This is a genomic window from Streptomyces sp. DSM 15324, from assembly GCF_001514285.1.
Classification (GTDB): Bacteria; Actinomycetota; Actinomycetes; order Streptomycetales; family Streptomycetaceae; genus Streptomyces.
Map to the genome: position 1 here is coordinate 12,920 of NZ_KQ949042.1, position 25,520 is coordinate 38,439.

At 70.6% G+C, this 25,520-nt stretch carries 20 protein-coding genes; 7 read left to right on the forward strand and 13 right to left on the reverse strand.

Going from position 1 to position 25,520, the window contains the following annotated elements:
• Positions 1 to 85: 85 nt before the first annotated feature.
• Together AQJ58_RS38870 and AQJ58_RS38875 are read left to right on the forward strand one after the other, a co-directional pair.
• Positions 86 to 1,711, forward strand: coding sequence for a sensor histidine kinase (locus AQJ58_RS38870; protein WP_067259193.1), 1,626 nt, complete (start codon positions 86 to 88; stop codon positions 1,709 to 1,711).
• Complete coding sequence (locus AQJ58_RS38875; protein WP_067259194.1) at positions 1,708 to 2,433, forward strand: response regulator; 726 nt, start codon at positions 1,708 to 1,710, stop codon at positions 2,431 to 2,433. Before AQJ58_RS38870 ends, AQJ58_RS38875 begins: the two co-directional genes overlap by 4 nt.
• A gap of 99 nt (positions 2,434 to 2,532) precedes the next feature.
• Here the strand turns inward: AQJ58_RS38875 and AQJ58_RS38880 are convergent, their stop codons facing one another.
• Positions 2,533 to 3,558 (reverse strand): ATP-dependent 6-phosphofructokinase, encoded by a 1,026-nt coding sequence (locus tag AQJ58_RS38880; protein ID WP_067259196.1) that lies wholly within the window; start codon positions 3,556 to 3,558, stop codon positions 2,533 to 2,535.
• A 206-nt stretch (positions 3,559 to 3,764) separates the two neighbouring features.
• Between AQJ58_RS38880 and pta the strand changes: the two genes are divergently transcribed.
• The 3 genes from pta to pyk all read left to right on the forward strand — a co-directional run bounded on the left by pta (position 3,765) and on the right by pyk (position 8,654).
• Positions 3,765 to 5,891: a phosphate acetyltransferase gene (gene pta / locus AQJ58_RS38885; RefSeq protein WP_067259198.1), complete on the forward strand. Its 2,127-nt coding sequence runs from the start codon at positions 3,765 to 3,767 to the stop codon at positions 5,889 to 5,891.
• Complete coding sequence (locus tag AQJ58_RS38890) at positions 5,888 to 7,105, forward strand: acetate kinase (protein WP_067259200.1); 1,218 nt, start codon at positions 5,888 to 5,890, stop codon at positions 7,103 to 7,105. Before pta ends, AQJ58_RS38890 begins: the two co-directional genes overlap by 4 nt.
• Positions 7,106 to 7,229: 124 nt before the next feature.
• The gene (gene pyk, locus AQJ58_RS38895; RefSeq protein ID WP_067259202.1) at positions 7,230 to 8,654 is read left to right on the forward strand and encodes a pyruvate kinase; all 1,425 of its coding nucleotides are present in this window, start codon (positions 7,230 to 7,232) and stop codon (positions 8,652 to 8,654) included.
• A gap of 125 nt (positions 8,655 to 8,779) precedes the next feature.
• Here pyk and AQJ58_RS45200 read toward each other — a convergent pair whose 3' ends face one another.
• From AQJ58_RS45200 to AQJ58_RS38925, 6 genes are all read right to left on the reverse strand, one after another.
• Positions 8,780 to 10,033, reverse strand: coding sequence for a hypothetical protein (locus AQJ58_RS45200; protein ID WP_234360451.1), 1,254 nt, complete (start codon positions 10,031 to 10,033; stop codon positions 8,780 to 8,782).
• Positions 10,034 to 10,127: 94 nt separating this feature from the next.
• A complete protein-coding gene (locus tag AQJ58_RS38905) occupies positions 10,128 to 15,050 on the reverse strand; it encodes an RICIN domain-containing protein (protein WP_067259204.1) in 4,923 nt (1,640 codons plus the stop codon).
• A gap of 385 nt (positions 15,051 to 15,435) precedes the next feature.
• Positions 15,436 to 16,788, reverse strand: coding sequence for a hypothetical protein (locus AQJ58_RS38910; RefSeq protein WP_067259206.1), 1,353 nt, complete (start codon positions 16,786 to 16,788; stop codon positions 15,436 to 15,438).
• The gene (locus AQJ58_RS38915; protein ID WP_067259208.1) at positions 16,778 to 17,359 is read right to left on the reverse strand and encodes a DUF6114 domain-containing protein; all 582 of its coding nucleotides are present in this window, start codon (positions 17,357 to 17,359) and stop codon (positions 16,778 to 16,780) included. The genes AQJ58_RS38910 and AQJ58_RS38915 overlap by 11 nt, the downstream gene beginning before the upstream one ends.
• Positions 17,360 to 17,473: 114 nt before the next feature.
• The gene (locus tag AQJ58_RS38920) at positions 17,474 to 18,121 is read right to left on the reverse strand and encodes a DUF6230 family protein (protein WP_067259210.1); all 648 of its coding nucleotides are present in this window, start codon (positions 18,119 to 18,121) and stop codon (positions 17,474 to 17,476) included.
• Positions 18,122 to 18,772: 651 nt separating this feature from the next.
• Positions 18,773 to 19,753 carry a tetratricopeptide repeat protein gene (locus AQJ58_RS38925; RefSeq protein ID WP_067259212.1) on the reverse strand — a complete coding sequence of 327 codons (981 nt, stop codon included), beginning with the start codon at positions 19,751 to 19,753 and terminating at the stop codon, positions 18,773 to 18,775.
• A gap of 259 nt (positions 19,754 to 20,012) precedes the next feature.
• Between AQJ58_RS38925 and AQJ58_RS38930 the strand changes: the two genes are divergently transcribed.
• Positions 20,013 to 20,636, forward strand: a complete 624-nt coding sequence (locus tag AQJ58_RS38930; protein ID WP_067259214.1) for a TetR/AcrR family transcriptional regulator — start codon at positions 20,013 to 20,015, stop codon at positions 20,634 to 20,636.
• 171 nt (positions 20,637 to 20,807) lie between these two features.
• On the opposite strand, the gene AQJ58_RS38935 is transcribed toward AQJ58_RS38930, so the two are convergent.
• From AQJ58_RS38935 to AQJ58_RS43140, 6 genes are all read right to left on the reverse strand, one after another.
• Positions 20,808 to 21,410, reverse strand: coding sequence for a contact-dependent growth inhibition system immunity protein (locus AQJ58_RS38935; protein ID WP_067259216.1), 603 nt, complete (start codon positions 21,408 to 21,410; stop codon positions 20,808 to 20,810).
• A gap of 25 nt (positions 21,411 to 21,435) precedes the next feature.
• Positions 21,436 to 21,987 (reverse strand): RNase A-like domain-containing protein, encoded by a 552-nt coding sequence (locus tag AQJ58_RS45205; RefSeq protein ID WP_067259217.1) that lies wholly within the window; start codon positions 21,985 to 21,987, stop codon positions 21,436 to 21,438.
• Positions 21,933 to 22,367, reverse strand: coding sequence for a polymorphic toxin-type HINT domain-containing protein (locus AQJ58_RS45210; RefSeq protein WP_067259219.1), 435 nt, complete (start codon positions 22,365 to 22,367; stop codon positions 21,933 to 21,935). The genes AQJ58_RS45205 and AQJ58_RS45210 overlap by 55 nt, the downstream gene beginning before the upstream one ends.
• A 90-nt stretch (positions 22,368 to 22,457) precedes the next feature.
• Positions 22,458 to 22,796 carry a DUF3817 domain-containing protein gene (locus AQJ58_RS38950; RefSeq protein WP_067259221.1) on the reverse strand — a complete coding sequence of 113 codons (339 nt, stop codon included), beginning with the start codon at positions 22,794 to 22,796 and terminating at the stop codon, positions 22,458 to 22,460.
• Positions 22,797 to 22,839: 43 nt separating this feature from the next.
• Positions 22,840 to 23,349 (reverse strand): MarR family winged helix-turn-helix transcriptional regulator, encoded by a 510-nt coding sequence (locus tag AQJ58_RS38955; RefSeq protein WP_067259222.1) that lies wholly within the window; start codon positions 23,347 to 23,349, stop codon positions 22,840 to 22,842.
• 140 nt (positions 23,350 to 23,489) lie between these two features.
• Positions 23,490 to 24,566 (reverse strand): matrixin family metalloprotease, encoded by a 1,077-nt coding sequence (locus AQJ58_RS43140; protein ID WP_234360452.1) that lies wholly within the window; start codon positions 24,564 to 24,566, stop codon positions 23,490 to 23,492.
• Positions 24,567 to 24,851: 285 nt separating this feature from the next.
• On the opposite strand from AQJ58_RS43140, the gene AQJ58_RS38965 reads away from it, so the two are divergent.
• On the forward strand, positions 24,852 to 25,505 hold the full coding sequence (locus tag AQJ58_RS38965; protein WP_067259224.1) for a TetR/AcrR family transcriptional regulator: 654 nt from the start codon (positions 24,852 to 24,854) through the stop codon (positions 25,503 to 25,505).
• The last annotated feature ends 15 nt before the right edge of the window (positions 25,506 to 25,520 follow it).

A 25,520-nucleotide genomic window follows, 5' to 3' on the forward strand; every position in this document is an offset into this window, starting at 1 on the left:
ATGCAGTGACTATCGCCGGGCATGTGAGGGCGGTCACCCTTACGTTCATTTAGTTCGCGCTTAACACGGGAGGCACACTGACGACATGCGCCTCCCCGTCCGTGTGCCGATGCCCCGCAGCCTGGCCGGCCAGCTCTTCGCCATGCAGGCCGTGCTGATAGCGGTGCTCGTGGCCGGGTACGCGCTGTTCACGTACGTCAGCGACCGCACGCAGGCCGAGGAGGCCGCGGGCCGCCAGGCCACCGCGGTGGCCCGCGCGGTCGCCGACTCCCCCTCGGTGCGGGCGGCCGTCCGCGGGCCGAACCCGACGGCGGAGCTCCAGCCGTACGCGATGCGCGTCATGAAGGACACCGAGGTCGACTTCGTGACGATCATGAATCCCGAGGGCATCCGCTGGACGCATCCGGATGTCAGGGAGATCGGCCGGCACTTCCGCGGGAACACGGCGAAGGCCCTGGCGGGCCGGACCTTCACCGAGACGTACACCGGCACGCTGGGCGCGTCCGTGCGGGCGGTCACCCCGATCGAGGACGGCGACCGGATCATCGGGCTGGTCAGCGCGGGCATCAAGGTGGAGGCGATCAGCAAGCGGGTCCAGGACCAGGTCACGGCCCTGTTCTCGGCCGCGGCGGGCGCGCTGCTGCTGGGCGCGGTGGGCACGTACGTCATCAACGCCTCGCTGCGCCGGCACACCCACGGGATGAACGCCGCCGAGCTGAGCCGGATGCACGACTACCACCAGGCGGCGTTGCACGCGGTGCGCGAGGGGCTGCTGATGCTGGACGGGCAGTACCGGGTGGCGCTGATCAACGACGGCGGCCGGGAACTGCTCGGGCTGCCGGGGGACGTCGTCGGCAAGTCGGTGGCGGACCTGGGGCTGCCGGCCCCGCTGACGGGCGCGCTGCTGGCCTCCGAGCCACGGGTGGACGAGGTGCATCTGACGGCGGCGGGGGTGCTGGTGGTCAATACCTCGCCGGTGTCCGGCGGAGAACGCAGGGGCACGGTCGTCACGCTCCGGGATGTCACCGAACTCCAGTCCCTGATGGGCGAGTTGGACTCCGAGCGGGGGTTCACCCAGGCGCTGCGCTCCCAGGCGCACGAGGCGGCGAACCGGCTGCACACCGTGGTCTCGCTCATCGAACTGGGCCGGGCGGACGAGGCGGTCGAGTTCGCCACGGCGGAGCTGGAGCTGGCGCAGGCGCTGACCGACCAGGTCGTGGCGGCGGTGAGCGAGCCCGTCCTCGCGGCGCTGCTGCTGGGCAAGACCGCCCAGGCGAACGAGCGCGGCGTGGAGTTGGTGGTGTCGCAGGACAGCGGACTGGACGACGGTCTGCTGCCGCCGTCGCTGCCGGCCCGGGACCTGGTCACCATCCTCGGCAACCTCATCGACAACGCGGTGGACGCGGCGCAGGGCAGCGTCCGGGCGCGGGTCACGGTGACCGCGTGCACCGAGGGGGACGAGCTGCTCCTGGGGGTGGCGGACACCGGCGCGGGGGTGGATCCTGCCCACGCCTCCCTGGTCTTCGAGCGGGGCTTCTCGACCAAGCCGTCGGGTCCCGGGGGACGAGGTCTCGGTCTCGCCCTGGTCCGGCAGGCCGTGCACCGGCACGAGGGGACGCTGTCGGTGGCGGAGGCGGACGGCGGCGGGGCCGCGTTCACGGTGCGGCTGCCGTTGCGGCGGGCGACGGCGGTGCCAGGAGGCAAAGGATGACGGAAGTGCCGGAGAGACCGGAAGTACCGGGTGGGCCCATCAGAGTGCTGGTCGTCGAGGACGATCCGGTGGCCGCGGACGCGCATGTCCTGTACGTCGGGCGGGTGCCGGGGTTCGTCGCGGTCGGGAAGGCGCACACGGGCGCGGAGGCCCGGCGCCTCCTCGACCGCACCCCGGTGGACCTGCTCCTCCTCGACCTCCACCTGCCGGACGCGCACGGCCTCCAACTGGCCCGCTCCCTGCGGGCGGCGGGCTATCACGCGGACGTCATCGCGGTGACCTCGGCCCGCGATCTGACGGTGGTCCGCGAGGGCGTCTCCCTGGGCGTCGTCCAGTACGTCCTGAAACCCTTCACGTTCGCGACGCTGCGCGACCGTCTGGTGCGGTACGCGGAGTTCCGCGGCGCGGCCGGCGAGGCGAGCGGCCAGGACGAGGTGGACCGCGCCCTCGCGGCCCTGCGCGCCCCGACCCCGGCGGCGCTGCCCAAAGGCCTGAGCGCCCCGACCCTGGAACGCGTCACGGAAGCCGTCCGCGAGGCCCCGGAGGGCCTCACCGCGGCGGGCGTGGCCGAGACGGTCGGCATCTCCCGCATCACCGCCCGGCGCTATCTGGAGCACCTGGTGGAGGCGGGCCGCGCCGAGCGCAAGCCGCTGTACGGGCAGGTGGGACGGCCCGAACTGGTCTACCGGTGGGTGAAGGGGGCGGCGGGCAAAGCGCGGTGACCCGCTCCGGCCGTACGCCGCCTGGGCGGTGACCCGCTCCGGCCGTACGCCGCCTGCGGCACCCCGTGCCCGATACGTGCCCGCGCCGGTACTACGGCACTAGAAGACCGACTCCGCCTCGTCCATCCGGTCCTTCGGGACCGTCTTCAGTTCGGTGACCGCCTCGGCCAGCGGGACCATGACCACATCGGTGCCGCGCAGGGCCGTCATCCTTCCGAACTCGCCGCGGTGGGCCGCCTCCACGGCGTGCCAGCCGAAGCGGGTGGCGAGGACACGGTCGTAGGCCGTGGGGACGCCGCCGCGCTGGACGTGGCCGAGGATGACGGGCCGGGCCTCCTTGCCGAGCCGCCTCTCCAGCTCGTACGCGAGGGCCGTGCCGATGCCCTGGAAGCGCTCGTGGCCGAACTTGTCGATCTCGCCCTTGCCGTAGTCCATGCTGCCCTCGAGGGGGTGGGCGCCCTCCGCCACGCAGATCACGGCGAACTTCTTGCCGCGTGCGAAGCGCTCCTCGACCATCTTGACCAGGTCGGCGGGGTCGAAGCGACGCTCGGGGAGGCAGATGCCATGGGCGCCCGCGGCCATGCCCGACTCCAGGGCGATCCAGCCCGCGTGGCGGCCCATGACCTCGACGACCATCACACGCTGGTGCGACTCCGCCGTGGTCTTGAGGCGGTCCATCGCCTCCGTGGCCACCCCGACCGCGGTGTCGAAACCGAAGGTGCGGTCGGTGGAGGAGATGTCGTTGTCGATGGTCTTGGGGACGCCGACCACCGGGAGACCGGCGTCGCTGAGCATGCGGGCCGCCGTCAGCGTGCCCTCGCCGCCGATCGGGATCAGCGCGTCGATGCCGAAGTCGTGGATCATGTCCGAGGCGGACTCGCAGGCCTCGCGCAGCCGGTCGCGCTCGAGGCGCGAGGAGCCGAGGATCGTACCGCCGTGGGCCAGGATGCCGCTCACCGCGTTGAGGTCGAGACTGCGGTAACGGCCGTCCAGGAGACCGGCGTACCCGTCCTCGAAGCCGATGACCTCGTCGCCGTAGTTGTCGACCGCGCGGTGCACCACCGACCGGATCACTGCGTTCAGGCCGGGGCAGTCGCCGCCTGCGGTGAGAACTCCGATGCGCATCGTGGTGTGTCTCCTGCTCGGTGTTGATGCCGGTGAGCCAGGTCCGATTGTTCCACGCCGCCGAGGGCACTGTCTCTTGACGGGCGCCTTATCCACGCGCAGGGGTATTGTCAAGAGGGTTCTGCTCACCCAGGTGGGCGATTTTTATGATCCGGCCCCCCACACACCGCCTCGACACACACCACCAGACGAAACGGAGTGCTCGCGTGACCCGCAGCGTGTACGTGACCGGTATCGACCGCGGCGACGGCAGACAGGTCGTCGAACTGGGGGTCATGGAGCTACTGACCCGGCAGGTCGACCGGGTGGGCGTCTTCCGGCCGCTCGTCCACGACCGGCCGGACCGGCTGTTCGAGCTGCTGCGGGCGCGCTACCGGCTGACCCAGGACCCGGCGACGGTCTACGGCCTGGACTACCACGAGGCGTCCACCCTCCAGGCCGAGCAGGGCGCGGACGAACTGGTCTCCACCCTCGTCGAACGGTTCCACCGGGTCGCCCGCGACTACGACGTCGTCCTCGTCCTGGGCACGGACTACGCCGACACCCAGTTCCCGGACGAGCTGGCCCTCAACGCGCGCCTCGCCAACGAGTTCGGCGCGTCCGTGATCCCGGTGGTCGGCGGCCGCAAGCAGACCGCGGAGTCCGTCCTCGCCGAGACGCGCAACGCCTACCGCGCCTATCTGGCGCTCGGCTGCGACGTGCTCGCCATGGTCGCCAACCTGGTCGCCCGCGAGGACCGGGACGAGGTGGCCGAGGCGCTGGCGAAGCGGCTGCCCGTCCCCTCCTACGTGCTGCCCGACGAGCCCGCCCTGTCCGCGCCGACCGTCGCCCAGGTCAGCCACGCGCTCGGCGCCCGGGTGGTGCTCGGCGACGACTCCGGGCTCGCCCGCGACGCCCTCGGCTTCGTCTTCGGCGGCGCGATGCTGCCGAACTTCCTCGCCGCCCTGACCCCGGGCTGTCTCGTGGTCACCCCGGGCGACCGGGCCGACCTGGTCATCGGCTCGCTCGCCGCGCACAGCGCCGGCACCCCGCCGATCGCCGGGGTGCTGCTCACCCTCGACGAGGTCCCCAGCGACGCGATCCTGACCCTCGCCGCCCGGCTGGCCCCCGGCACCCCCGTCCTGTCGGTGCCCGGCAACAGCTTCCCCACCGCCGAGCAGCTGTTCTCCCTGGAGGGCAAGCTGAACGCGGCCACCCCGCGCAAGGCCGAGACCGCGCTCGGCCTGTTCGAGCGGCACGTCGACACCGCCGAGCTCCTCAAGCGCGTCTCCGCCCCCAGCACCGACCGGGTCACGCCGATGATGTTCGAGCACCAGCTGCTGGAGCAGGCCCGCGCCGACCGGCGGCGGGTGGTGCTGCCGGAGGGCACCGAGGAGCGGGTGCTGCACGCGGCCGAGGTGCTGCTGCGGCGCGGCGTGTGCGACCTCACGCTGCTCGGGCCGGAGGACCAGATCCGCAAGAAGGCCGCCGACCTCGGCATCGACCTGGGCGACTGCCAGGTGATCGACCCGGCGACCAGTGAGTTGCGGGACGCCTTCGCCGAGCGGTACGCGCACTTCCGCGCCCACAAGGGCGTCACCGTGGAGCTGGCGTACGACGTCGTCTCCGACGTGAACTACTTCGGCACCCTGATGGTGCAGGAGGGTCTCGCGGACGGCATGGTCTCCGGGTCCGTGCACTCCACGGCCGCGACCATCCGGCCCGCCTTCGAGATCATCAAGACCAAGCCGGACGCGGACATCGTCTCCTCCGTGTTCTTCATGTGCCTCGCCGACAAGGTCCTCGTCTACGGCGACTGCGCGGTCAACCCCGTTCCGAACGCCGAGCAACTCGCCGACATCGCCATCCAGTCGGCCGCCACCGCCGCCCAGTTCGGCGTGGAGCCGAGGATCGCGATGCTGTCGTACTCCACGGGTACGTCCGGCTCGGGCGCCGACGTCGACAAGGTGCGCGAGGCCACCGAGCTGGTGCGCTCGCGGCGGCCCGATCTGAAGATCGAGGGGCCGATCCAGTACGACGCCGCGGTCGAGCCCAGCGTCGCGGCGACCAAGCTGCCGGGCTCCGAAGTGGCGGGCCAGGCCAGCGTGCTGATCTTCCCGGACCTCAACACGGGCAACAACACGTACAAGGCCGTGCAGCGTTCGGCCGGCGCGATCGCCGTCGGGCCGGTGCTCCAGGGGCTGCGCAAGCCCGTCAACGACCTGTCGCGGGGCGCGCTCGTCCCCGACATCGTCACCACCGTCGCCATCACGGCGATCCAGGCCCAGACTCTCGACCAGTCCCTCGACCAGTCCCTCGACCAGTCCCTCGACCAGAAGGCTCCCCAGCAGTGACCGCGACCCGCGTCCTCGTCCTCAACTCCGGCTCCTCGTCGGTGAAGTACCAGCTGCTCGACATGCGGGAGGGCGACCGGCTGGCGAGCGGGCTCGTCGAGCGCATCGGTGAGCGGACCTCGCGGCTGAAGCACACGCCGCTCGCGGCCGGCGGGGAGACCCGCGAGTGGACCGGGCCGATCGCCGACCACGACGCCGCGCTGAAGGCGGTGGCCGAGGAACTGGCCCAGGACGGGCTCGGGCTGGACTCGCCCGAACTCGCCGCCATCGGGCACCGGGTGGTGCACGGCGGCAAGCTGTTCACCGAACCGACGGTCGTCGACGACGCGGTCCTCGCCGAGATCGAGCGGCTGATCCCGGTCGCGCCGCTGCACAACCCGGCCAACCTCACCGGGATCCGCACCGCGCAGGCGCTGCGGCCCGATCTGCCCCAGGTCGCCGTGTTCGACACCGCGTTCCACACGACGATGCCGGAGGCCGCCGCCCGCTACGCGATCGACGTGGAGACCGCCGACGCGCACCGGGTCCGGCGCTACGGCTTCCACGGGACCTCGCACGCGTACGTCTCCCGGGCGACGGCGGAGCTGCTCGGCAAGGCGCCCGAGGAGGTGAACGTGATCGTGCTGCACCTCGGCAACGGGGCGTCCGCCTCCGCGGTCGAGCGGGGCCGGTGCGTGGACACCTCGATGGGTCTGACGCCGCTGGAGGGACTGGTGATGGGGACGCGCTCCGGCGACGTCGATCCGGCCGTCATCTTCCATTTGGCACGGGTTGGCGGAATGTCCATCGATGAAATCGACACTCTTCTCAACAAGAAGAGCGGGCTCGTCGGACTGTGCGGCGACAACGACATGCGGGAGATCCGGCGCCGCATCGACGAGGGCGATGTACAGGCGCGGCTCGCCTTCGACATCTACATTCACCGTCTGAAGAAGTACATCGGCGCCTATTACGCCGTCCTCGGGCGAGTGGACGCGGTCGCGTTCACCGCCGGGGTCGGCGAGAACGCGGCCGAGGTGCGCGCGGCGGCCGTCGCGGGCCTGGAGACCCTGGGCCTTGCGGTGGACGGCGGGCTCAACGCCGTACGGGGCGACGGGCCCCGGCTGATCTCGCCCGCGGGCGCCCGGGTGGCGGTCGCCGTGGTGCCGACGGACGAGGAACTGGAGATCGCCACACAGACCTATGCATTGGCCGTAGAGACGAACTGGCCGTAGAGACGAACAGAGCCGCAGGATGGATATGCAGCTCCGCCGCGTGGCAACTGAGCGCGAACCCGCCCATTTGTATCTTCCGCCAGACGGAATATTCCGTAGCGAAACAAACCGATAGGATCGCCCCATGCGCCGTTCGAAAATCGTCTGTACTCTCGGCCCCGCGGTCGACTCCCACGAGCAGCTCGTGGCCCTGATCGAAGCCGGCATGAATGTGGCCCGCTTCAACTTCAGCCACGGCTCGCACGCCGAGCACCAGGGCCGTTACGACCGGGTCCGGGCCGCCGCCAAGGAGACCGGCCGGGCCATCGGTGTCCTCGCCGACCTCCAGGGCCCGAAGATCCGTCTCGAGACCTTCGCCGAGGGCCCGGTGGAGCTGGTGCGGGGTGACGAGTTCACCATCACCACCGAGGACGTGCCCGGCGACAAGACGATCTGCGGCACGACGTACAAGGGTCTGCCCGGTGACGTCTCGCGCGGCGACCAGATCCTGATCAACGACGGCAACGTCGAGCTGAAGGTCCTGGACGTCGAGGGCCCGCGGGTGCGGACGATCGTCATCGAGGGCGGCGTCATCTCCGACCACAAGGGCATCAACCTGCCCGGCGCGGCCGTCAACGTGCCCGCGCTGTCCGAGAAGGACGTCGAGGACCTCCGTTTCGCGCTGCGCATGGGCTGCGACATGGTCGCGCTGTCCTTCGTCCGCGACGCCAAGGACGTGACCGACGTCCACCGCGTGATGGACGAGGAGGGCCGCCGGGTCCCCGTCATCGCCAAGGTGGAGAAGCCGCAGGCGGTCGAGAACATGGAGGACGTCGTGATGGCGTTCGACGCCGTGATGGTCGCCCGCGGCGACCTCGCCGTCGAATACCCGCTCGAGAAGGTCCCCATGGTGCAGAAGCGCCTCATCGAGCTGTGCCGGCGCAACGCCAAGCCGGTGATCGTGGCGACCCAGATGATGGAGTCGATGATCACCAACTCCCGCCCGACCCGCGCCGAGGCCTCCGACGTGGCCAACGCGATCCTGGACGGCGCGGACGCGGTCATGCTGTCGGCGGAGTCCTCGGTCGGCGCGTACCCCATCGAGACGGTCAAGACGATGTCGAAGATCGTCACGGCAGCCGAGCAGGAGCTGCTCAGCAAGGGCCTCCAGCCCCTCGTCCCCGGCAAGAAGCCGCGGACGCAGGGCGGTTCGATCGCGCGCGCCGCGTGCGAGATCGCCGACTTCCTCGGCGGCCGGGGCCTGGTGGCCTTCACCCAGTCCGGCGACACGGCCCGCCGGCTCTCCCGCTACCGGGCGCAGCAGCCGATCATCGCCTTCACCACCGACGAGAACACGCGCAACCAGCTGACGCTCAGCTGGGGCGTGGAGTCGCACGTCGTGCCGTTCGTCAACAGCACCGACGAAATGGTCGACATGGTGGACCAGGAGATCGCCAAGATCAACCGCTTCAACCCGGGCGAGACGGTCATCATCACGGCCGGCTCCCCGCCCGGCGTCCCCGGCACGACGAACATGCTGCGGGTGCACCACATCGGCGGCGTGGCGTAGCGAGCACCGGTACGACGCTGAGGGCGCTCCCTGTGGCAGGGGGCGCCCTCAGCTGTCCGAACGACCCGTTCCCTCGCGACAGGGACACGGTTCCCTCGGCCGCGATGTGCTGTGTGCCGCGTCCGTCAGGCGAGGTCCGGAACGGACCGAAGTGTCCCGTCGTCGACGACGAGTTCGTGGTAGCCGAAGTACTCACCAAGCTCGTGATACCGCAGGTACCGCGACTCCGGGACCGAAACCAGGTACGCCTTCAGGATCCGGAGGAAGAGCCGGAACCCGAGGTCGGGGTCGACCTGGGACACGACCTGTTCCAGCGCCGCCGTTGCGGGGTGTGGGAGCCCGGCCTCATGGAGCTCGCGCAGCACGTCGTCGACCGGCTCGGTGACCGGTGCCGGCGGGGCCGGAATGTACTCGGGCGCCACTTCCCGCAGACGCTCCCGACAGACGTCCGCGATCCCCCGGAGCCAGTCGCGGCCGTCGATGCCCAGCCGGTCGATGGCGTACCCCCGGCCCGTGGCAGTCAGCCACAGGTCGGTGAGGGCCTTGGAGGACAGGGGTGAGTCCAGCAGCCGGAGCGTGTCCTCCAGCAGGAAGGCCGCCTGGGTTCCGGGTGTCTGGCCGTCGTGGTCCGCGGCGGCCGCCTGGCGTACGGCTTCCTCCGGTGTGGCGTCGTGGTACCAGCCGCCCGCGAACCATGCGGTGAGGCCGGAGAAGCCGAAGTCACCCCTGGCGTCGCGGCGGCCAGTGTCCAGGGGCGGCCAGAGGACGTTCAGGCCGTCGTAGACCACGGGCCCCGGATACCCGAGCTGTTCGTCGAGTCGCATCAGCCGGTCGTACGCGTCTTTCCCGACGGGCACGGAATACGCCTTGACCGCTCGTAGGAACAGACGCAGTCCCAGGTCGGCGTCGGCCTGTTCGGCGACGTTCGCCAGGGCCGCCGCGGCAGTTCGGTCGGGCAGGACGGTGATGCCCATCTCCCGTACGACCGTCGCGCGCAGGCTCTCCTCGTCGACCGACGGCCGCGAGAGGAAACGCGGCCCGTTCCCCTTGCGGGCCCGGGCTGGCCAGCGCTCCGTGAGGAGGCCCAGCCACTCGCGCATGGTGAGGTCGTGGCCCGCGGGGTCGAACCGGTGCCGGGTGGCCGCCAGCCACGCCGTACGGATCACGTCGTCCGGAAGCGGGGATTGCAGCAGGCATCCCGCGTCGACACCGAGCTCCACCGCGCCCTCGCCCTCGCAGAGGGCTGCCACGTCGGCCGCCAGGGCCAGCGCCCGGGCCCGGTCCGGGGGTGCCGACGCGGCGGCCAGCCGCGCGGTCAGCTCACTGAGGCCGAAGTCACCCTCGTAGAACGCGGCGTATGCCTCGCGCTGCCTGGCCATCGTCGGTTCTTCTTCCTGTCTGACGGTTGCCCGCGTCTGTCGGGTGCTGTGCAGGGGCCCGCCTCGAAGGTGGGGCGGGCCCCTGGGCGAGAGATCAGACCGGGTACGCGGTGTAGACGATAAAGCCCTCGTGCCCCGACTTGCCGGGCAGTCTGTGGAGAGTCACTTTGATCGTGTTCCCCGCGGCGTACGAACTGCCGTCGGCTCGGTACACCGTGCCGAGGGACGGGTACTTGTCCCATCGCGCGGTGAACGTGAACTCCTTCTTGTTCCTCCAACTGCCTCGCTTGGCAACCCAGTTGTCCAGAGCGTCGAAGCTCGCCGTCCGCTTCTTGCCGTTCGGGAAGAAGTACGAAGCGAACGCGCGGTCGACACCCTGCTGGGCGATCTCCTCGCTCACCCAGACGCTGTTGATGGGCTCACGGCCATTGCGCAGATTCTCCTCGGCGAATGCGCGGGCCTCCCCCGGAGTCGGCCGGACGTGCTTGGACAGGGTGTGCGCCTGGGTCTGCGGGTAGAGCAGTTCATCCGCGAGGTTCATGCAGTTGTGGACCAGCAGGTCGTCCGGGCGGAAGCCCTCGGTGCGCACGTAGAACGTGTGCAGTCCGTCCACCGTCAGGTCGTAGACCCTGCTCGCCTTGAGACCGGTACGGTCCCGCAGAGCGCCGACGGTGTGCAGCGAGCCGTCCGGGGAGCGCAGCGCGTCACCTGCGCGCAGCTCCGACACCAGCCGCCAGCCGCGCTCGGCGACGTAGACCTTGTGACCGGCGGTGCTGGTGAGGCGGTCGCCGTCGATGAAGGTGATGTCCACCAGGCGGTCGGTGTCGTGCACGAAGGTCGAGGTGACCCTCTGCGCCCGCTGCCGACCGGTCTCCGGGTCCGCGGCGAGCACTCGTTCACCGCGGCGCACCTCGCTGATCGGCTTCCCGCTGCCGTCGGCCATGATCACCTGGGTGGTGCCGGGGAAGCTGTTGACCTTGCAGGTTGTGATCAGGTCCTCGTAGAGGTGCACGGTCCGCTCGATGTCCGCCATGGCGTTGGCGTCCAGGTTGAGCGCCTTCAAGGCCTTGAACGCGTCGGTGACTCCGATGCCGGTGTGCATCGCGACGTTGAGGGCGTGGATCGCGTCGGCGACGGCCTGGACGGTCTTGCCGCCGACGAACCAGCTCGCCGCCCACAGGCAGCTGGTGCCGTTGCCGCCCTCCAGCCAGGGCGCGAGCTTCTTGCCGCATTCGATGAAGTCGCCGAGCAGGATGTGCACCGGGTCGATGCCGGAGTTGAACTCCTCCATGGTGAGGGTGTAGGTGACCTTCTTCTCCAGCCCCGTGAGCGTCTTGGGGCCGAGGAAGACGGTGGATGTGGAGGGGCACCCGTACTCGGTTGCCGGCAGCTCCTCGGCGGTGCACAGGTAGAGGTCGACCACCGCGTTGAAGTGGATCACAGCCGTGATCGTGCAGTTACCAATGTGGATGATGACGTTGCAGTTATCCTTCTTGATCACGTCGGGCTCGCCGACGGTCTCGATGTGGTCGACGACGTAGAACACGTTGCCGACGCCGGTCGAGGAACCGTTCGCGATCTCGTCGTTGTTGCCCTTGGTCTCCGCGCGCTCGGCGGCCTCCTGGGCCTCCTTGGCGTACTTTTCGGCGTCTTTCGCCGCCTGTTCGGCCTCGGTCGCGGCGGTGTCGGCGCGATCGGCTGCCGCTCGGGCGTCCTTGGCGGCCTGTTCCGCCTCCGAGGCGGCGGCGCGGGCGCCCTGCGCGTCGAGGGCGGCCTGGTCGGCGGAGGCGCGGGCGTCGGAGGCAAAGCCCTCGGCCCGGCCCGCCGCCTTGTCGGCGGCTGCGGCGTCGTCGGTCGCCTGGCGGTCGTACTCGACCGTGCGGGCCAGGGATGCTGAAGCCGCGGCGGCGGCCTTGGCTGCGTCAGCCGCGTAGCCGAGTGCCTCCTTGGCGTAGCCGCGGGCGTCCGCGGCGTACTGGGCGGCGTTGGCCGCGTGCTGGTACGCCTCCTTGGCGTCACCCTGAGCCTGGTCGGCGAGGGCCTTCGCGGCGGCAGCCTCCTCCTGGGCGTTCTTGGCGTGGGCGTCGGCGACGGCCTTCTGCTGCTCGGCGATCGTCTTCGACGCCTGGCCGCTCAGGACCACCAGACCGGCGGCCGAGTCGCTGTCGACGTAGGCGGAGCCGAGCTGAACGGCGTCGTTGGCGGGCTGGGCGACCTGGGCGGCGGCGCTGCCGGCGTCCGCGGCGGCCTGTGCCGTGACGTACGCGAAGCCCGCGGCCTTCGCCGAGGCGGCCAAGGCCTTCACCGCCTCCGCCTGTGCCGCGTTCGCCTGGGTCCTGGAGTCCTTGGCGTGCACCTGTGCCTCGTCGGCCAGGGCGACGGCGGTCCTGGCCTCTGCGGCTGCGTGCTGCGCTGCGGCGATCGCGTCCGCCGCGGCGCTCGTCGCGGTCTTCACCGCGGCGTCCGCGCGCAGCTTGGCGGCCTGGGCGGCGTCCGCGTCGGAGCGCGCCCGCTTGGCCGCGGCCTCGGCGCGGGTAGCTGCGGCGTCCGCGTCAGCGGCGGCCCGAGTGGCCGCGTCCGCGGCGGTACGTGCCCGGCCGGCCGCGCTCTCGGCGTCGGTGGCGTGCTGGTCGGCCTCGTCAGCGGCGGTGCGGGCCGCGGTCGCCGCGTCGCCCGAGTCGAGGGACTGCGCGTACGCCTCCTTCGCGTCGGCCTTGGCGCGCTCGGCGTCGGCCTTCTGCTCGGCCTCCCAGGCGTCGTCGCGCTTGGCCTTGGCGTTGTCGCGGGCCGTGACCGCGTCATCCTTGCGCGCGACCGCGGTCTGCTCGGCCGCCTCGGCCTTCGCCTTGGCGTCCTTCGCGATCCCTGCCTCGGTCTGGGCATTCAGCTTGTACCGGGCGGCCTCGGCCTGTTTGGCGGCGGCGTTCTCCTTCTCCGCCTTCGCCGTCGCCTCCTCGGCCTCCGCCGCGAGTCGCTTGGCGTGAGCGTCGGCGGCGGCCGCCTTGGCGTCACCTTCGGCCTTGAGGGCGACGGTGAGCTTGGCCTCGGCCGTCTCCTTGTCCTTCTTGGCGTTGTCGCGGTGCACCTTCGCCGCGTCGGCGGCGGCCTTCGCCTGGAGTGCGGCCTTCTCCGCGGCCTTCTTGCGGAACTCGGCCTTCGACTGCGCGGCCTGGGCCAGCGCCCGCTGGGCGATGGTCGCGCTGTCGGCCGCAGAGGCACGGGTGGCGGCCTCAGCGGTCTCGCCCGCCTTCACCATCGCCTCCAGGGCGGCTGCCGCTCCCTTGGTGACCTGCGCCTTCTGCTGACCCACCAGGAGACCGCGGCCGCGTGGCGCGCCGACCGAGTCGGCTAGGGCGTACGCCGCCTGCTCGGCGGTGTCGGAGGCGGTGGCCGCCTTCTGCGCGGCGGTCAGCTGGGCCTTGAGGGCCTCCAGCTGCTTCTTGGCCGATGCCTGAGCAGTGGCGATGCCAGCCTTGGCCTTCGTGAACTGCGCGGCCGGCGGCACGGTGCCGGTATGACCCGACAGCTTGATCGTGAGCTTCTGCGGGGTTCCGCCGGAGCAAGCCCACAGCCGGGAGTCCTGGCCGTTGTCGTACGTCTTCAGGTCCAGGCACTTGCCGGTGCCCACGCTCTTCAGCGGTGTGGCGGCGCGGACGTTGTACTCCCAGGTCTGGGCCGGGGAGCTGTTGCACGTCGAGAGCTGGATCTTCGTGCCGTTCGCCGGGTTGTTGCCCGCGACCTCGACGCACTTGAAGGACTTGGCATTGCGCAGGTGAAGGCCAGCGGCGTCGCCCTCGACCGTCCACTCCTGCCCGGCAGTGCCGTTGCAGGTGTAGATCTGGACCACGGTGCCGTTGGCCGTGCCACCGCCGGCCGCGTCGAGGCACAGGCCCTTCTTGCCGGTCACCTCGATCGTCGTCGGGGCGTTGCCGATGTAGCCGACACCGCCCGCGGACCAGTAGTCCTGCCAGCGGGCGAGGTGATCGGCCACCCAGGAGTGGCCGAGCAGGTCGCCCAGGGTCTTCGCGCCGGCCGCGAGGGCCTTGGTGGCGTCCTTGTTGGCGTTCAGGACCTGGTTGCGCTGCGTGGCCTGGGAGGCGATCTCCTGCTGCCACTCGGCCGCGGCGGTGGCCGTGACGTCGGTCAGGGCGCCGTCCGGGTCGAGCGGGTCGCGCCAGGCGCACGCGGCGAAGCGGGACTTGATGTCCTCGACCGCGATCCGGTACTCGGGACTGTCCTGCTGCGGAGCGGTGCGTGGGAAGCCGCCGGAGGCCAGGAAGACGCGGGCGTCGTCGGCGCCCGGCGGGCCGATCGACTCCCCGCTCAGCCACCGGAACGCGGCGCGTTCGGAGAGGGCACGGTTCCACTCGTCGTGGGTCATCCCGACCGGGGAGGGGTCCTTGCCGTACAGCGGGGTGCCGAGATCAGCGACGGCCTTGCGGGTGGCCGTGTCTGCGGCGGTGGTGGGGTCCTTGTAGAAGCTCGCCTCGTCCTGCCAGAAGCGGTCGGAGACCCACTGGGAGAGGCCGGTCTGACCGTAGAAGCTGGGCTTGCCGTCGTGGCCGTTGGGCGGCCACCGGAAGTCGGCGTCGGTGAAACCGGCGGGGTTGGTCAGTCCCTCCAGGGGCTTCTTCCAGGCGTCGCGGAGCGCGCTGAGCGCGTCCATCTCCTTGTCGGCCGTGTCACGGTCGCTCTTGTACGCCGTGGCCAGTGGGGTGGCCTCCCACCGCTTGCGGTCGGCGAGCTCGTGCAGCCTGTCCGCGGGCTGGCCAAGGCCGTCCTGCGCGGTGGCGGACATGGCGGGGCCACCGAGCCGCAGCACATCGCTCATCAGGCACTGGTCCTGCCGCAGTTGCTCGGCGGCGGTGTCCTCGAACCAGGGGTACGAGTCACTCGCGGGCACGGCGTCCAGGCCGGCGTAACGGCCGATCAGGTCAGGGGTGGCGGCGATGCCTGCGACAAGCGCGGCGGCGACGGGGAGCGGGAGGAGTCGAGCCAGGCCGGATCGCTTCGACATCGGAACCGGCCCGGGAAATCCTCGAGGGCTGAAACGCAAGCGTGGTATCCCTTCCTGCATGTGGAGGAAGACCAAGGGACAGGCGTTCGCCCACGAGCCTGAGCGCAGCACTGCGGGACCACTCGGGGCATAACAAGTGGTCCGTTTGACGACACAGTCCCCCCGGTCACAAACGGTGATACGCAAACGCGGATTGGTCAGATCCGGAACATGCGCAGTGCAACACTAGCCAAGATTGATCACCTTGGGTCAGGAATTGCCGGGGATACGGAGCAGACGTGAAGTGTCTTCGGGTGCACCGCAGATAGCCGTGGCCCGGCCCTCACGCATGGAGGACCGGGCCACGGCTCATGGTGCGGCTCCCGAACGGGCTTCCGGGGGCGACTCAGGTGGTGTACTGGTGCAGGCCCGGGACGGTCAGCGTGCCGCCGAACTGGCCGGCCTGCTGGACCTTGACGTTGGTGAAGTAGATCAGCGGGATGTTCAGCGGCGGCGGGTTCTCCGGGGTGAACGTGACCGGTATCAGGCCGAACAGGTTCCCCGAGATGCTCTCGGTGTACATGACCGTGTCGCCGTGGTCGATGGTCGAGTTCGGAAGACCGGTGCGCGCCTGGACGTGGTAGGTCTTGCCCGCCTTCTTGTCGATCACGGTCTGGTGCAGGTCGCCGATCTCGATGCCGCCGGAGATGACGTACTTCAGCACCTGCTTGGTCTTGCCGCTGGACGTCTTCACCTTGACTATGCCCTGGTAGTCGGCGTCCTTCAGCAGCAACGAACTGGCGTTCAGGTACCAGGGGTCGTCGGGCAGGGGAAGCTTGTTGTCCACCCCGCTGACGTCGTCCGTGGCGACCGGGCAGTTCGCGACGTCCGTCGTGGCGCTCGCGGAGGGGCTCGGCGAGGCGCTGGCCGAGGCGGAGGGCGAGGGGTCCTTCGTCGCGGTGTCGGCGGTGTCGGCGGCGGCAGCGGCCGCCTGGCTCTCGGCGTCCTTCACCGTGCCGGATGTCTTCGCGGTCTTCTCGGTCTTCTCGGTCGTCTCCTTGGAGGCGCCCGAGGACGTGTCCTTGCCGCTGTCCGCGGCGCTCTCCGAGGCGGACGCGGAGGGCGACGGGCTCGCCGTCGCGGTCGCGTCGCCGGAGTTGTCGCCGTCGAAGACGTCCTTGATGGCGTCCCCGATGGTCTCCAGGATGTTCTTGCTCGTCTCCGTGTCCGACGGCTCGGCCGCCGCGGTGTCGTCGGAGGACGACGCCGAGGTGTCCGTCGAGGACGCGGCGCCGGAGGAGGGCGACGGCGAGGGCTCGGCCGTGTCGTCGGAACCTGAATCCGACGAGGAGGAGCCACCCGAACCGCTGTCCGCGCCCGCGTCCGTGTCCTTGGACGTCGTGTCCTTGGACGTCGTGTCCTTCGAGTCGCTCGTGGACGCGTCCTTCGTGTCGGCCGACGACTTGGAGGCCGACGGCGACGCCGAGGGGGACGCCTCGGCCGTCATGGCGTCGACGCAGGCCTTGTACTCATCGGCCGTGAGGCTCTTCGACGCCGGCTGTTCGTCCGCGCGGGCGAGCGTCGGCGTGAAGCCCATCCCCATGAGCACGGCCGTCGGCATCGCCGCCAGGGCGATCGCCTTGCCCGCCGGTACGTGCATCCGCGCGAGCAACGGCTTCCTGGGTGCCGCGTGGCGTGGCCCGGTTCTCACACGGGACGCGTCCGCGTCCGCCCCGTGCGTCACCTCGTCAGCCGACACTGTGCCTCCCGTTCGCCCCGTTGGCCGGGCTCGTTTCTGACATGTCGTTCGGCTCTTCCGGCCCGCCGGCAGCGTCGGGGCGGGCGGGGGCGTCGTCGGCCTTGGTGAGGTCCAGGACGGCGCTCTCGGGCGCGCCGCCGAAGCCCTCCGGCGTCTGCTCCGCCTGCGGCTCCTGCGGTGTACCCGGCACCCACGCGATGGCCATCGCGCCGCCGACCAGCCCGAACAGGAAGCCGACGACGAAGCCACCGAAGTTGGACACCGGGAGGGAGACCAGTGCCAGCAGGATCGCCGCGACACCGGCGAAGGTACGGATGTGCTTCTGGAACCAGAGGCTGATGCCCAGGACGATGAGCAGGACCCCGATGATGAGGGAACCCGCGCCCGCCGTGGTGGACATGCGCACCGTGAGCTGGCCGATCGTGAGGTGCGCGTAAGGGAAGTACATGATCGGGACGCCACCGATCATCATGAACAGACCGGCCCAGAACGGCCTCGTGCCCCGCCAGGTGCGGAACTGCAGCCTCCAGCGAGTGAACCGGCCGGGTGCGGCAGAAGTCTCGGCGCTCATGGAAAACAGCTCCCTGGTGCGGCGTTGCTGTGGTGAGGATGTACTGCGTGGGGGTGCGCGAGTCGTGAAGCGGGACGGGCGGGGAGGCCCTTGGGCTCCCCGCCCGTCAGAGCACTAGAAGCAGCCCTTGGAACCGGCCGCCAGCGACATGTGAAGGTCGGGCAGCGTGAAGGTGCCGGCGGTGGTCGCCCACGCCGTCTGCTGCACGCCGTAGAGGTCGGCCGACGTGGCCTGCTGGGCGAACCCGTGAGCGAACGTCTGCTTCTGGTCGATCTCGCCCTGCTTCACGGCGGGGCCCTTGTTGATGCCGTCGGCACCTACACCGATGTCGATGCCGTTGAAGACGGCCTTCGTCGTCTTCAGGTCCTCGACGTCGATGTACAGGGTGTGGGCCTGGACCTGCTCCTTGCCCGTTCCCGCCGTCAGCGTCAGCGTCACGCTACCGAGCAGCGGGATGCCCGGCGTGGTGACGGACTGGCACATGTTCGTGATCTCGGCGTCGTTGAACGCCGACACCGCGACGGGGTGCAGCTGGTCCTTGCCGTCCAGCCCCTTGCCCGCGTCGACTGCGCCGTACTGCGAGAAGCCCGTACCGTGCAGGTAGTCCGCACCGACCTTGAACGACTGACCCGAAACGCTGAACGACGCGGCCAGCGCACCCTGTGCCAGGGCGACGCCTATCGCAGCCGTGGCGGCGACGCTGGGCACCATGACCAGCGCGAACCGCTTCCATCTGGTCCCGCCACGCACCTGGGACTCCATATTTCCTCCTTCTCGGACGTACATCTCCTGGCCCCGGCTCGCCCCACTTATGCGGCGGCTCAGCCGGACAGGGATGGGAGAAGTGCTACGTCCTCGGGAAGGGGAGCGCCCGTCCCGGAGGCGCGTACCGCGCACCGATCACCGGCGATCACCCCCGAGCGACAACCACTGGTCGCGCCTGACACGCATCACGCACAACCTTGCTGGACAGGCTTCACCCAGCGGCGAAGACCCCCCTGCCCAAGAGCCCGCGGCGTCTGCCGTCGGCTCTGCTCGGTGGGGACCCAGGAAAACCCGTTGTACCCAACCGGCTGTCGGGGTACGGGAATGGACCGAGCGTGGCCGATCGTGGTCCATTCTCGCCGCCCGCACAAGGGGGTTCGTTACTCGCTAGTAACGGCCGGATAACCGTACAACGACCCAGAGGTCTCGGGCGACGACTGAGGGTGTCAACAGGGCCCGGCACAAAGTCGTTGATGGACGGACAGAACCCGACAGATCAACGGCCTCGTCTTACTTCCAGTAACAGCGGCCGCGATTACCAAGATTTGGTAAAGCGCGGCCGCTGGGGAACCAACTCGGCTGAATTTTCACTGCGGAACCACAGGCCCCGACGTTTAGCGACTGGTCAGCCCCCGGACCGGGCGCGGCTCAGAACAGCGCACGCGCCAGCGCTCGTCTCGCCGCCGCCACCCGGGGGTCGTCGGGTCCGACGACCTCGAACAGCTCCAGCAGGCGCAGCCGTACGGCGTCCCGGTCGTCACCGGCCGTGCGCCGCACGGTCTCGATGAGCCGCCCGAACGCGTCCTCGACATGACCCCCCACCAGATCCAGGTCGGCGGCGGCGATCTGCGCCTGGGCGTCCGCGGGGCGCTCGGCCGCGTCCTTGCGCACCTGCTGCGGATCCATCCCGCCGACCCGGTGCAGCAACTCGGCCTGCGCCAGACCGAGTTTCGCCTCCGTGTTCGCCGGGTCATCCGCGAGTACGTTCTTGTACGCCTGCACCGCGCCGCCGAAGTCACCCGCGTCCAGCGCCCGTACGGCGGCTTCCAGGAGCGCGTCGTACGGGCCGGGCTGCGCCTCGGCGGTCGACGCGCCACCCGCGCCCCGGGGCTCGGCATCGGGGTCGACGGTCAGCCCGGTGAGCCCGAACCGCTCCTCGGCGACCTGCACCAGCTGGTCCAGCGTCTGACGGATCTGGGCCTCGCCCGCGGCCCCCTGGAAGAGCGGCAGCGCCTGGCCCGCCACGACGGCGAACACCGCGGGGATCCCCTGCACCCCGAACTGCTGCATCAGCATCTGGTTGACGTCGACGTCGATCTTGGCGAGCAGGAAGCGGCCGTCGTACTCGACGGCGAGCCGCTCCAGGACCGGGCTCAGCTGCTTGCAGGGCTGGCACCACTCGGCCCAGAAATCGATGACGACCGGCACCTCGGCGGAGCGTTGCAGGATCTCGCGCTCGAAGCCCGCCTCGTCGACGTCGATGACGAGATCGGCCGGGGAGACGGCCCCCGCGCCGCCCTGCCGGGCCGTTTCGGCGCGCGTCTGCTCCGCCTTCGCCTTGGCCTCCTGGGCCGCCTTCACCGCGGCGAGGTCGACGACTCCGCTCATGGACATGTTCCGTGGCTGCATGCGCCTATCCTCCCCCGTCCGCGCGCGTAGGCGAAAAGCGTTCCGAAAGCGTCCTGCCCAGGCGTCGGGGTCCCCACCCCACGCCCGCGTCCCCGGTTCGTGAAACGTCCGTCACGAGTGGCGCGGAGCGGCGTCGCACGCTTTCGCTACGAGTCGTATCGTAATGGCACCGAGTGCCGCTGCACCATGGGTTCCCGGTGATCTCTCTCACGGCGACCGGGGGACTGGCGGGTCCGAAACCTGCGGTTATGGTCGGTCCATGCAGAGCCGCACCCCCGTCGGCCGCGCCGGCCGCCCGCGCAGCGCCGCCGCGGACACCGCGATCCTGGCCGCGACCCGGGAGGCGCTGGTCGAGCTGGGCTGGTCGAAACTCACCCTGGGGGACGTGGCGACGCGCGCGGGGGTGGCGAAGACGACCCTGTACCGCCGCTGGGCCGGCAAGAACGAACTCGTCGTCGACGCGGTGGCCGAGCTGTTCGCCGCACTGGAACTCCCCGACCGGGGCAGTCTGGCCGCCGACATCGAGGGCGTGGTCCTGCAGTTCGCGGCGATCCTTGCGCTGCCGGAGGCCCGCAGCGGGCTGATGGCCGTGATCGCCGAGTCCACCCGCGACGAGGCCCTGCGCGCCCGCATCCGCTCCTCCATCGTGGAGCCGCAGAAACACCTCGTCCTGGAGGGCCGCAGCCGGGCGCAGGCCCGAGGTGAGCTCCCCCCGGAATCAGGTTCGGAGCACGCCACACGCACCGCCGACCTCATCTTCGACATCGTCGCCGGAGCGGTCGTCCATCGGTCACTGGTGAGCGCCGAGCCCGTCGACACACAGTGGACCCAGGCCTTCACCCGGCTCCTGCTGAACGGCCTGAGCGCAGCCACAACGATCTGACGCCTGCTTTTCGGCACTCTCCCGCACCACGGGCCCTCGCTCGTCCCATGCGAAAGGGCCCGCGCCCAGCAGAGTGCGGACCCTCCGCCAGCGCCCGCCACGCCACCGCATTAGCCAAAGCTGGAACAGAACATGGTGAGTGCGGGCCCCGGTTTCGCGGTCAGTTCCCGGTCAGGGCGTCTCCACCAGGAAGCGGACCCGGTCCACCACGAACTCGCCGTAGTGCAGGGCCGTCCCGATGGCCTCCATCCCCTGGTACTGCTCCGGGGACAGCGTCGCGCCGGGAGCGTGCTCCACCGCATTGAGCAGGACGCGGAAGGCCAGGTCCGGGGTGCAGTGGCGAGCGCACTCGACGAGCGCCGCCCGCACCTCGGCGGCCAGGAACCCCGCCCGCTCGATCTCGGCCACGACCGCCTCACGCTGGGACCAGCCGTCCTCCGTGTCGGCGCCCGTGAGGGGACGCGCGTCCGGCCGCTCGGACAGCCGGGCGTCGCACAGACCGACGACCGTCTCGGTCCACTCGGCTCCCGTGATCCCCACGAAACCCGGCATGTACTGGGCTCCGGCGGTCCACAGGACCTCGAGCGTCTCCGAGGGCAGGTGGCCGGCGAGCGTATGTGCGTCCCGGCGTACCGCCAGGACCTCCTCGTCGCTCTCCTCCGCCAGGTGCTTCGCCACGACGTCGACGGCCGTGGGCCCGTCGTGGATCCAGTCCTGGTGGAAGAAGCCCATCACCCACGGGACGCCGAAACCGAACGCGGTGAAGCGTTGCACGTGTGTCTCCTCCTCGCTCGGGACCTTACTTCGGGTAGCAGGTCTGCACGTAGTAGCCCCGGGGGTGCTTCGGAATGCCCGGCCCCTTCGGTGCCCTCACCAGCTTGATGTAGTAGCCGTTGCCGGCGGCCGTGGGGGCCCGGCCCGCCGCGGTCCCGTTGGCGTAGTACACCGTGCCGAGGGAACTGTCCCTCGGTCCGAAGAAGCCCGACCAGTCCAGCTCGGTCTTGTTGCCCCGCAGCCAGTTGGTGATCATGCTCGCCTTGTCCTTCAGGGCGGCGTCGACGACCTTCTGGGCCGTGTCCTGGTTCACCCACACGCTGTTCGGCGTGTCCCTGCCGTACTTGGCCGTCTTCTGGGCGGCCAGGGCCTCGGCCGCCAGCCTGTCGGGCGTCACGTGCTCGGTGATCGTGTGCGCCAGGCCGGGGAACTTGGCTCCGTCGAGCACGATGTCGTTGCAGTTGTGGACCAGCACCGGAGTGCTGCCCGCCACCGCGTAGAACGTGTGCAGGCCGGACACCGTCAGGTCGTAGACCGTCCGGGGCGCACGGTCGGCCCGGTCCCGCACCTCGGCCACGGTACGGAGGGTTCCGTCGGAGGTGTGCGCAGGGTGTCACCGGCGCGCAGGTCGGCCGCGAGGGTCCAGTCCCGGCCGGTGACGTAGAAGCGGTGGCCCGGCGTGCTCGTCAGACGGCCGCCGTCCGCCAGGGTGATGTCCAGCAGGTCCTCGGTCGGGTGCGAGAACGTGCGGGTGACCGGCTCGGCCTGGGTGCGGCCGGTGAGCGGGTCGGTGGCCAGGAGCAGGTCGCCGAACCGCACGTCACGGATCGCCTTGCGGCTGCCGTCGGCCAGGACCACCTCGGTCGTGCCGGGGAAGCTGTTGAGCTTGCACGCCGTGCGCGCGTCCTCGTAGGCCTTCACAGTGCGCTCGATCTGGGCCAGGGTCTCCGGGTCCACGTTGTCCAGCGCCTTCAGCGCCTTGAACGCGTCGGTGACCCCGATCCCGGTCTCCGTAGCACTCGCCGGGTGCGGCGGACGCGCCCGGGGCTACGCCTTGACGACGTCCGGGGCGGCGTCGGCGACCCGCTCCTCCAGTTCGCGCGTCACCTTGCGCTCCACGAAGAACGCGGCCGTCGGCACGGTGCCGGCGAGCAGCACCCACAGCTGCTTGCCGACCGGCCACTTCGCCTTGGAACCCAGGTCGAAGGCGAAGACGAGGTAGACGACGTACAGCCAGCCGTGCGCGATGCCCACGGCGCGGGTGAAGCTGTCTGCGCCGTCGAGGTCGAGCACGTACTTGGCGATCACGCCCAGGGTCAGCAGGACCAGCAGCACACCGGTGACGTAGGCCATCACGCGGTAGCGGGTCAGCACGCTCTTCTTCATGCCGTCGAGCGTAACCGCCCGTTCCGGTAGATCTTGGGCCGGGTCAGTCCTCGTCGAAGTCGCGTGCCGCGACCCGCAGCGGGCGCAGCATCGCGAAGATCTCGGCGCACTCCTCCGCGTCGTACACGCCGAGCCCGAAGTCCATCGCCATGAGGTCACGGGTGGCCGCCTCGACGACCTCGCGGCCCTTGTCGGTGATGACGGCGAGGGTGCCGCGGCCGTCGTTGGGGTTGGGGCGCCGGGCGACCAGGCCCGACTTCACGAGGCGGTCGACGGTGTTGGTCACCGAGGTGGGGTGCACCTGGAGCCGCTCGCCGATCTTCGACATGGTCAGCTCGCCCTCCTTGGAGAAGGTGAGCAGCACCAGTGCCTCGTAGCGGGCGAACGTCAGCCCGTACGGCTTGACCACCGCATCGACCTCGGCGAGCAGGATCTGGTGCGCGCGCATGATCGACGTGATCGCCGACATGGACGGCACGTTGCCCCACCGCTGCTTCCAGAGCTCGTCGGCGCGGGCGATGGGATCGAAGGGGAGACTGAGCGGCTTCGGCACGGAATCGACCCTACCCGCCGGTCATATGGTGGTCAGCCCTGTCTCGGCTTTCGGTCCGCCGGATCGCGCGCAGGGTCTTGGCACGTGCGGCGGACGGCGGCGGTCGACGGCGGCTCTCAGTAGATCTCTCAGTAGATCTCTCAGTAGATGCTGCGCAGTCCCAGCACGTCCCCCTTGCCGAGGGTGCGGGCGGTGGTGGAGCAGGAGAAGGAGCTCGGGAACATCGTGAGGTTCTCGTGGCCCTGCCCGACATGGCCCAGGCCGAAGACATGGCCGGCCTCGTGGGTGGCGACGCTGCGGATGTCGTACGCGTCCTCGCAGGCCTCCGTCGGGTCGTCGGTGAAGGTGTAGTCGTGGATGTTGAAGCGGACGTCGGCCTCGATCAGCCGGTCCGGGCCCCGCGAGACGGGGCGGCTCCAGGAGCAGGTCGTGGCGACGCTGTCGCTGCTGAGGTCCCCGGCGTCCCAGACGTTCATGCCGTCCCTGAAGGTGCAGCGGGCCATCTGGTCGATCCCGGCCTCGTGGCCGGTGGCGGCCAGGAACCTGGCGCGGGCGCTGATGGTGTCGGCGAGTCCGCAGGCGTTGCGGCCCCGGATGATGGCGGTGATGCCGTCCTCGAAGGCCTGGCGGACCTGACGGCGGGGCAGGTCGCCCGGCTGGGGGCCGTCGCCGATGAACCACTCGTACGTGCCGTACTCCTTGCGGTCGGCCACGGAGTAGGCGGTGTCCGCGCAGGGGGCGGGGGCGTCGGCGCGGCTGCCGGTGAGGCGGGGCGGACGGGCGCCCTTGGGCGAGGGCCGGTGCCGGGCGCCGGCGTGGCTGCGGTCGCCCTCGCCGTCCGCCGGGTGGCCGCCCGTGCCGCCGTCCTCGCCGTCGTCGTAGCCGTAGGACACCGTGCCGTCGGCGGCGACGGCGAGGGTGAAGCCGCGGCTGGAACCGTCCGCCGTGAGGGAGTCGACGCTGACCTCGGTGCCGGGTTCGGGGACCGTGAGGCCCGCGCCGCCGTGGGTGACCAGACGGCCCACGGCGCCGCAGCGGGTCGCGGAGGAGCCGGCGGGCAGGTCGTCGACGGTCAGCTCGCCGGGGGCGAGCACGCACGCGTGGCCGGGGTGTCCCGCACGCGGGTGCGTTCCGGCTCCGGACGCGAGAAGGGCCAGCGCGGCCGCCAGGAGCACGGCGGCCGAACAACGGTTCATCACACAGGACTTGATCGACACCGGGAGAGATTAGCCAGCGCCCCTCGGGTCGAAACCCGTCCCCCGGTCGCCCTATTGAGCGACCGCTCAAACGGGTGTACCGTCCCTCGCGAGCTGTTTGAGCGATCGCTCAAACAGGCCCCGACCTGGGGAATTCGTATGACGATCTTCATGGGGGCGCACATCCGGGTCCGCTTCGACGGGTCCGGGCGCAACCACAGGACCCGTCGGAGCGCCACCGCTGGGGCCTGTGATGCACCGGAATTTCACCCGTATCGACCATTTCCCGAGCACGGAGGCACCCGATTGAGCCCCGCACCGCGCACCGGTCCGGACACCAGGACCAAGCTGCTGGAAGGCACCCTGCGCACGCTCACCGAGCAGGGCATCGCCAAGGCGTCGGCGCGGACGATCGCGGCGGCCGCCGGTGTCAACCAGGCGCTGGTCTTCTACTACTTCGGCTCGGTGGACGAACTGCTCGCGGCGGCCTGCCGCTACGGCGCCGAGCGCACGGTGGCGCGCTACCGGCCTCGTCTCGCCGCCGTCGCCTCGCTGACGGAACTCCTCGCCCTGGGGCGCGAGATCCATGACCGGGAGCGCGCGGGCGGCCATGTGGCGCTCCTCGGCCAGCTGCTGGCCGGCGCCCCGACCCACGCGACACTCGGCCCGGCCACGGCGGCGGGCCTCGACCTGTGGGTCGCGGAGATCGAGCAGGTCCTCGAACGCGTGCTCACCGGCACCCCGTTCGGCGAGTTCACCGATCCCCCGGGCCTCGCCCGGGCCGTCGCGGCCTCGTTCGTCGGGATCGAGCTGTACGAAGGGGTCGACGCGGCCGGCGCCACCTCCGCGCTCGACGCGCTGCAGCAGCTCGGCCTCCTGGTCGCCGCGCTGGAGGAACTCGGCCCGGTGGCCCAGCGGGCGGTGCGGCAGTACCTGCGGCGCGCGTCCGCACGGCGGTGAGCCGCCCCGCGGCCG

What these genes read in the sequence shown, in the direction of transcription:
- AQJ58_RS38870 (WP_067259193.1), top strand. Translation starts at nt 86, where the DNA reads ATGCGCCTCCCCGTCCGTGTGCCGATGCCCCGCAGCCTGGCCGGCCAG.
- AQJ58_RS38875 (WP_067259194.1), top strand. Translation starts at nt 1,708, where the DNA reads ATGACGGAAGTGCCGGAGAGACCGGAAGTACCGGGTGGGCCCATCAGA.
- AQJ58_RS38880 (WP_067259196.1), bottom strand. Translation starts at nt 3,558, where the DNA reads ATGCGCATCGGAGTTCTCACCGCAGGCGGCGACTGCCCCGGCCTGAAC.
- pyk (WP_067259202.1), top strand. Translation starts at nt 7,230, where the DNA reads ATGCGCCGTTCGAAAATCGTCTGTACTCTCGGCCCCGCGGTCGACTCC.
- AQJ58_RS45200 (WP_234360451.1), bottom strand. Translation starts at nt 10,033, where the DNA reads ATGGCCAGGCAGCGCGAGGCATACGCCGCGTTCTACGAGGGTGACTTC.
- AQJ58_RS38905 (WP_067259204.1), bottom strand. Translation starts at nt 15,050, where the DNA reads ATGTCGAAGCGATCCGGCCTGGCTCGACTCCTCCCGCTCCCCGTCGCC.
- AQJ58_RS38915 (WP_067259208.1), bottom strand. Translation starts at nt 17,359, where the DNA reads ATGAGCGCCGAGACTTCTGCCGCACCCGGCCGGTTCACTCGCTGGAGG.
- AQJ58_RS38920 (WP_067259210.1), bottom strand. Translation starts at nt 18,121, where the DNA reads ATGGAGTCCCAGGTGCGTGGCGGGACCAGATGGAAGCGGTTCGCGCTG.
- AQJ58_RS38925 (WP_067259212.1), bottom strand. Translation starts at nt 19,753, where the DNA reads ATGCAGCCACGGAACATGTCCATGAGCGGAGTCGTCGACCTCGCCGCG.
- AQJ58_RS38930 (WP_067259214.1), top strand. Translation starts at nt 20,013, where the DNA reads ATGCAGAGCCGCACCCCCGTCGGCCGCGCCGGCCGCCCGCGCAGCGCC.
- AQJ58_RS38950 (WP_067259221.1), bottom strand. Translation starts at nt 22,796, where the DNA reads ATGAAGAAGAGCGTGCTGACCCGCTACCGCGTGATGGCCTACGTCACC.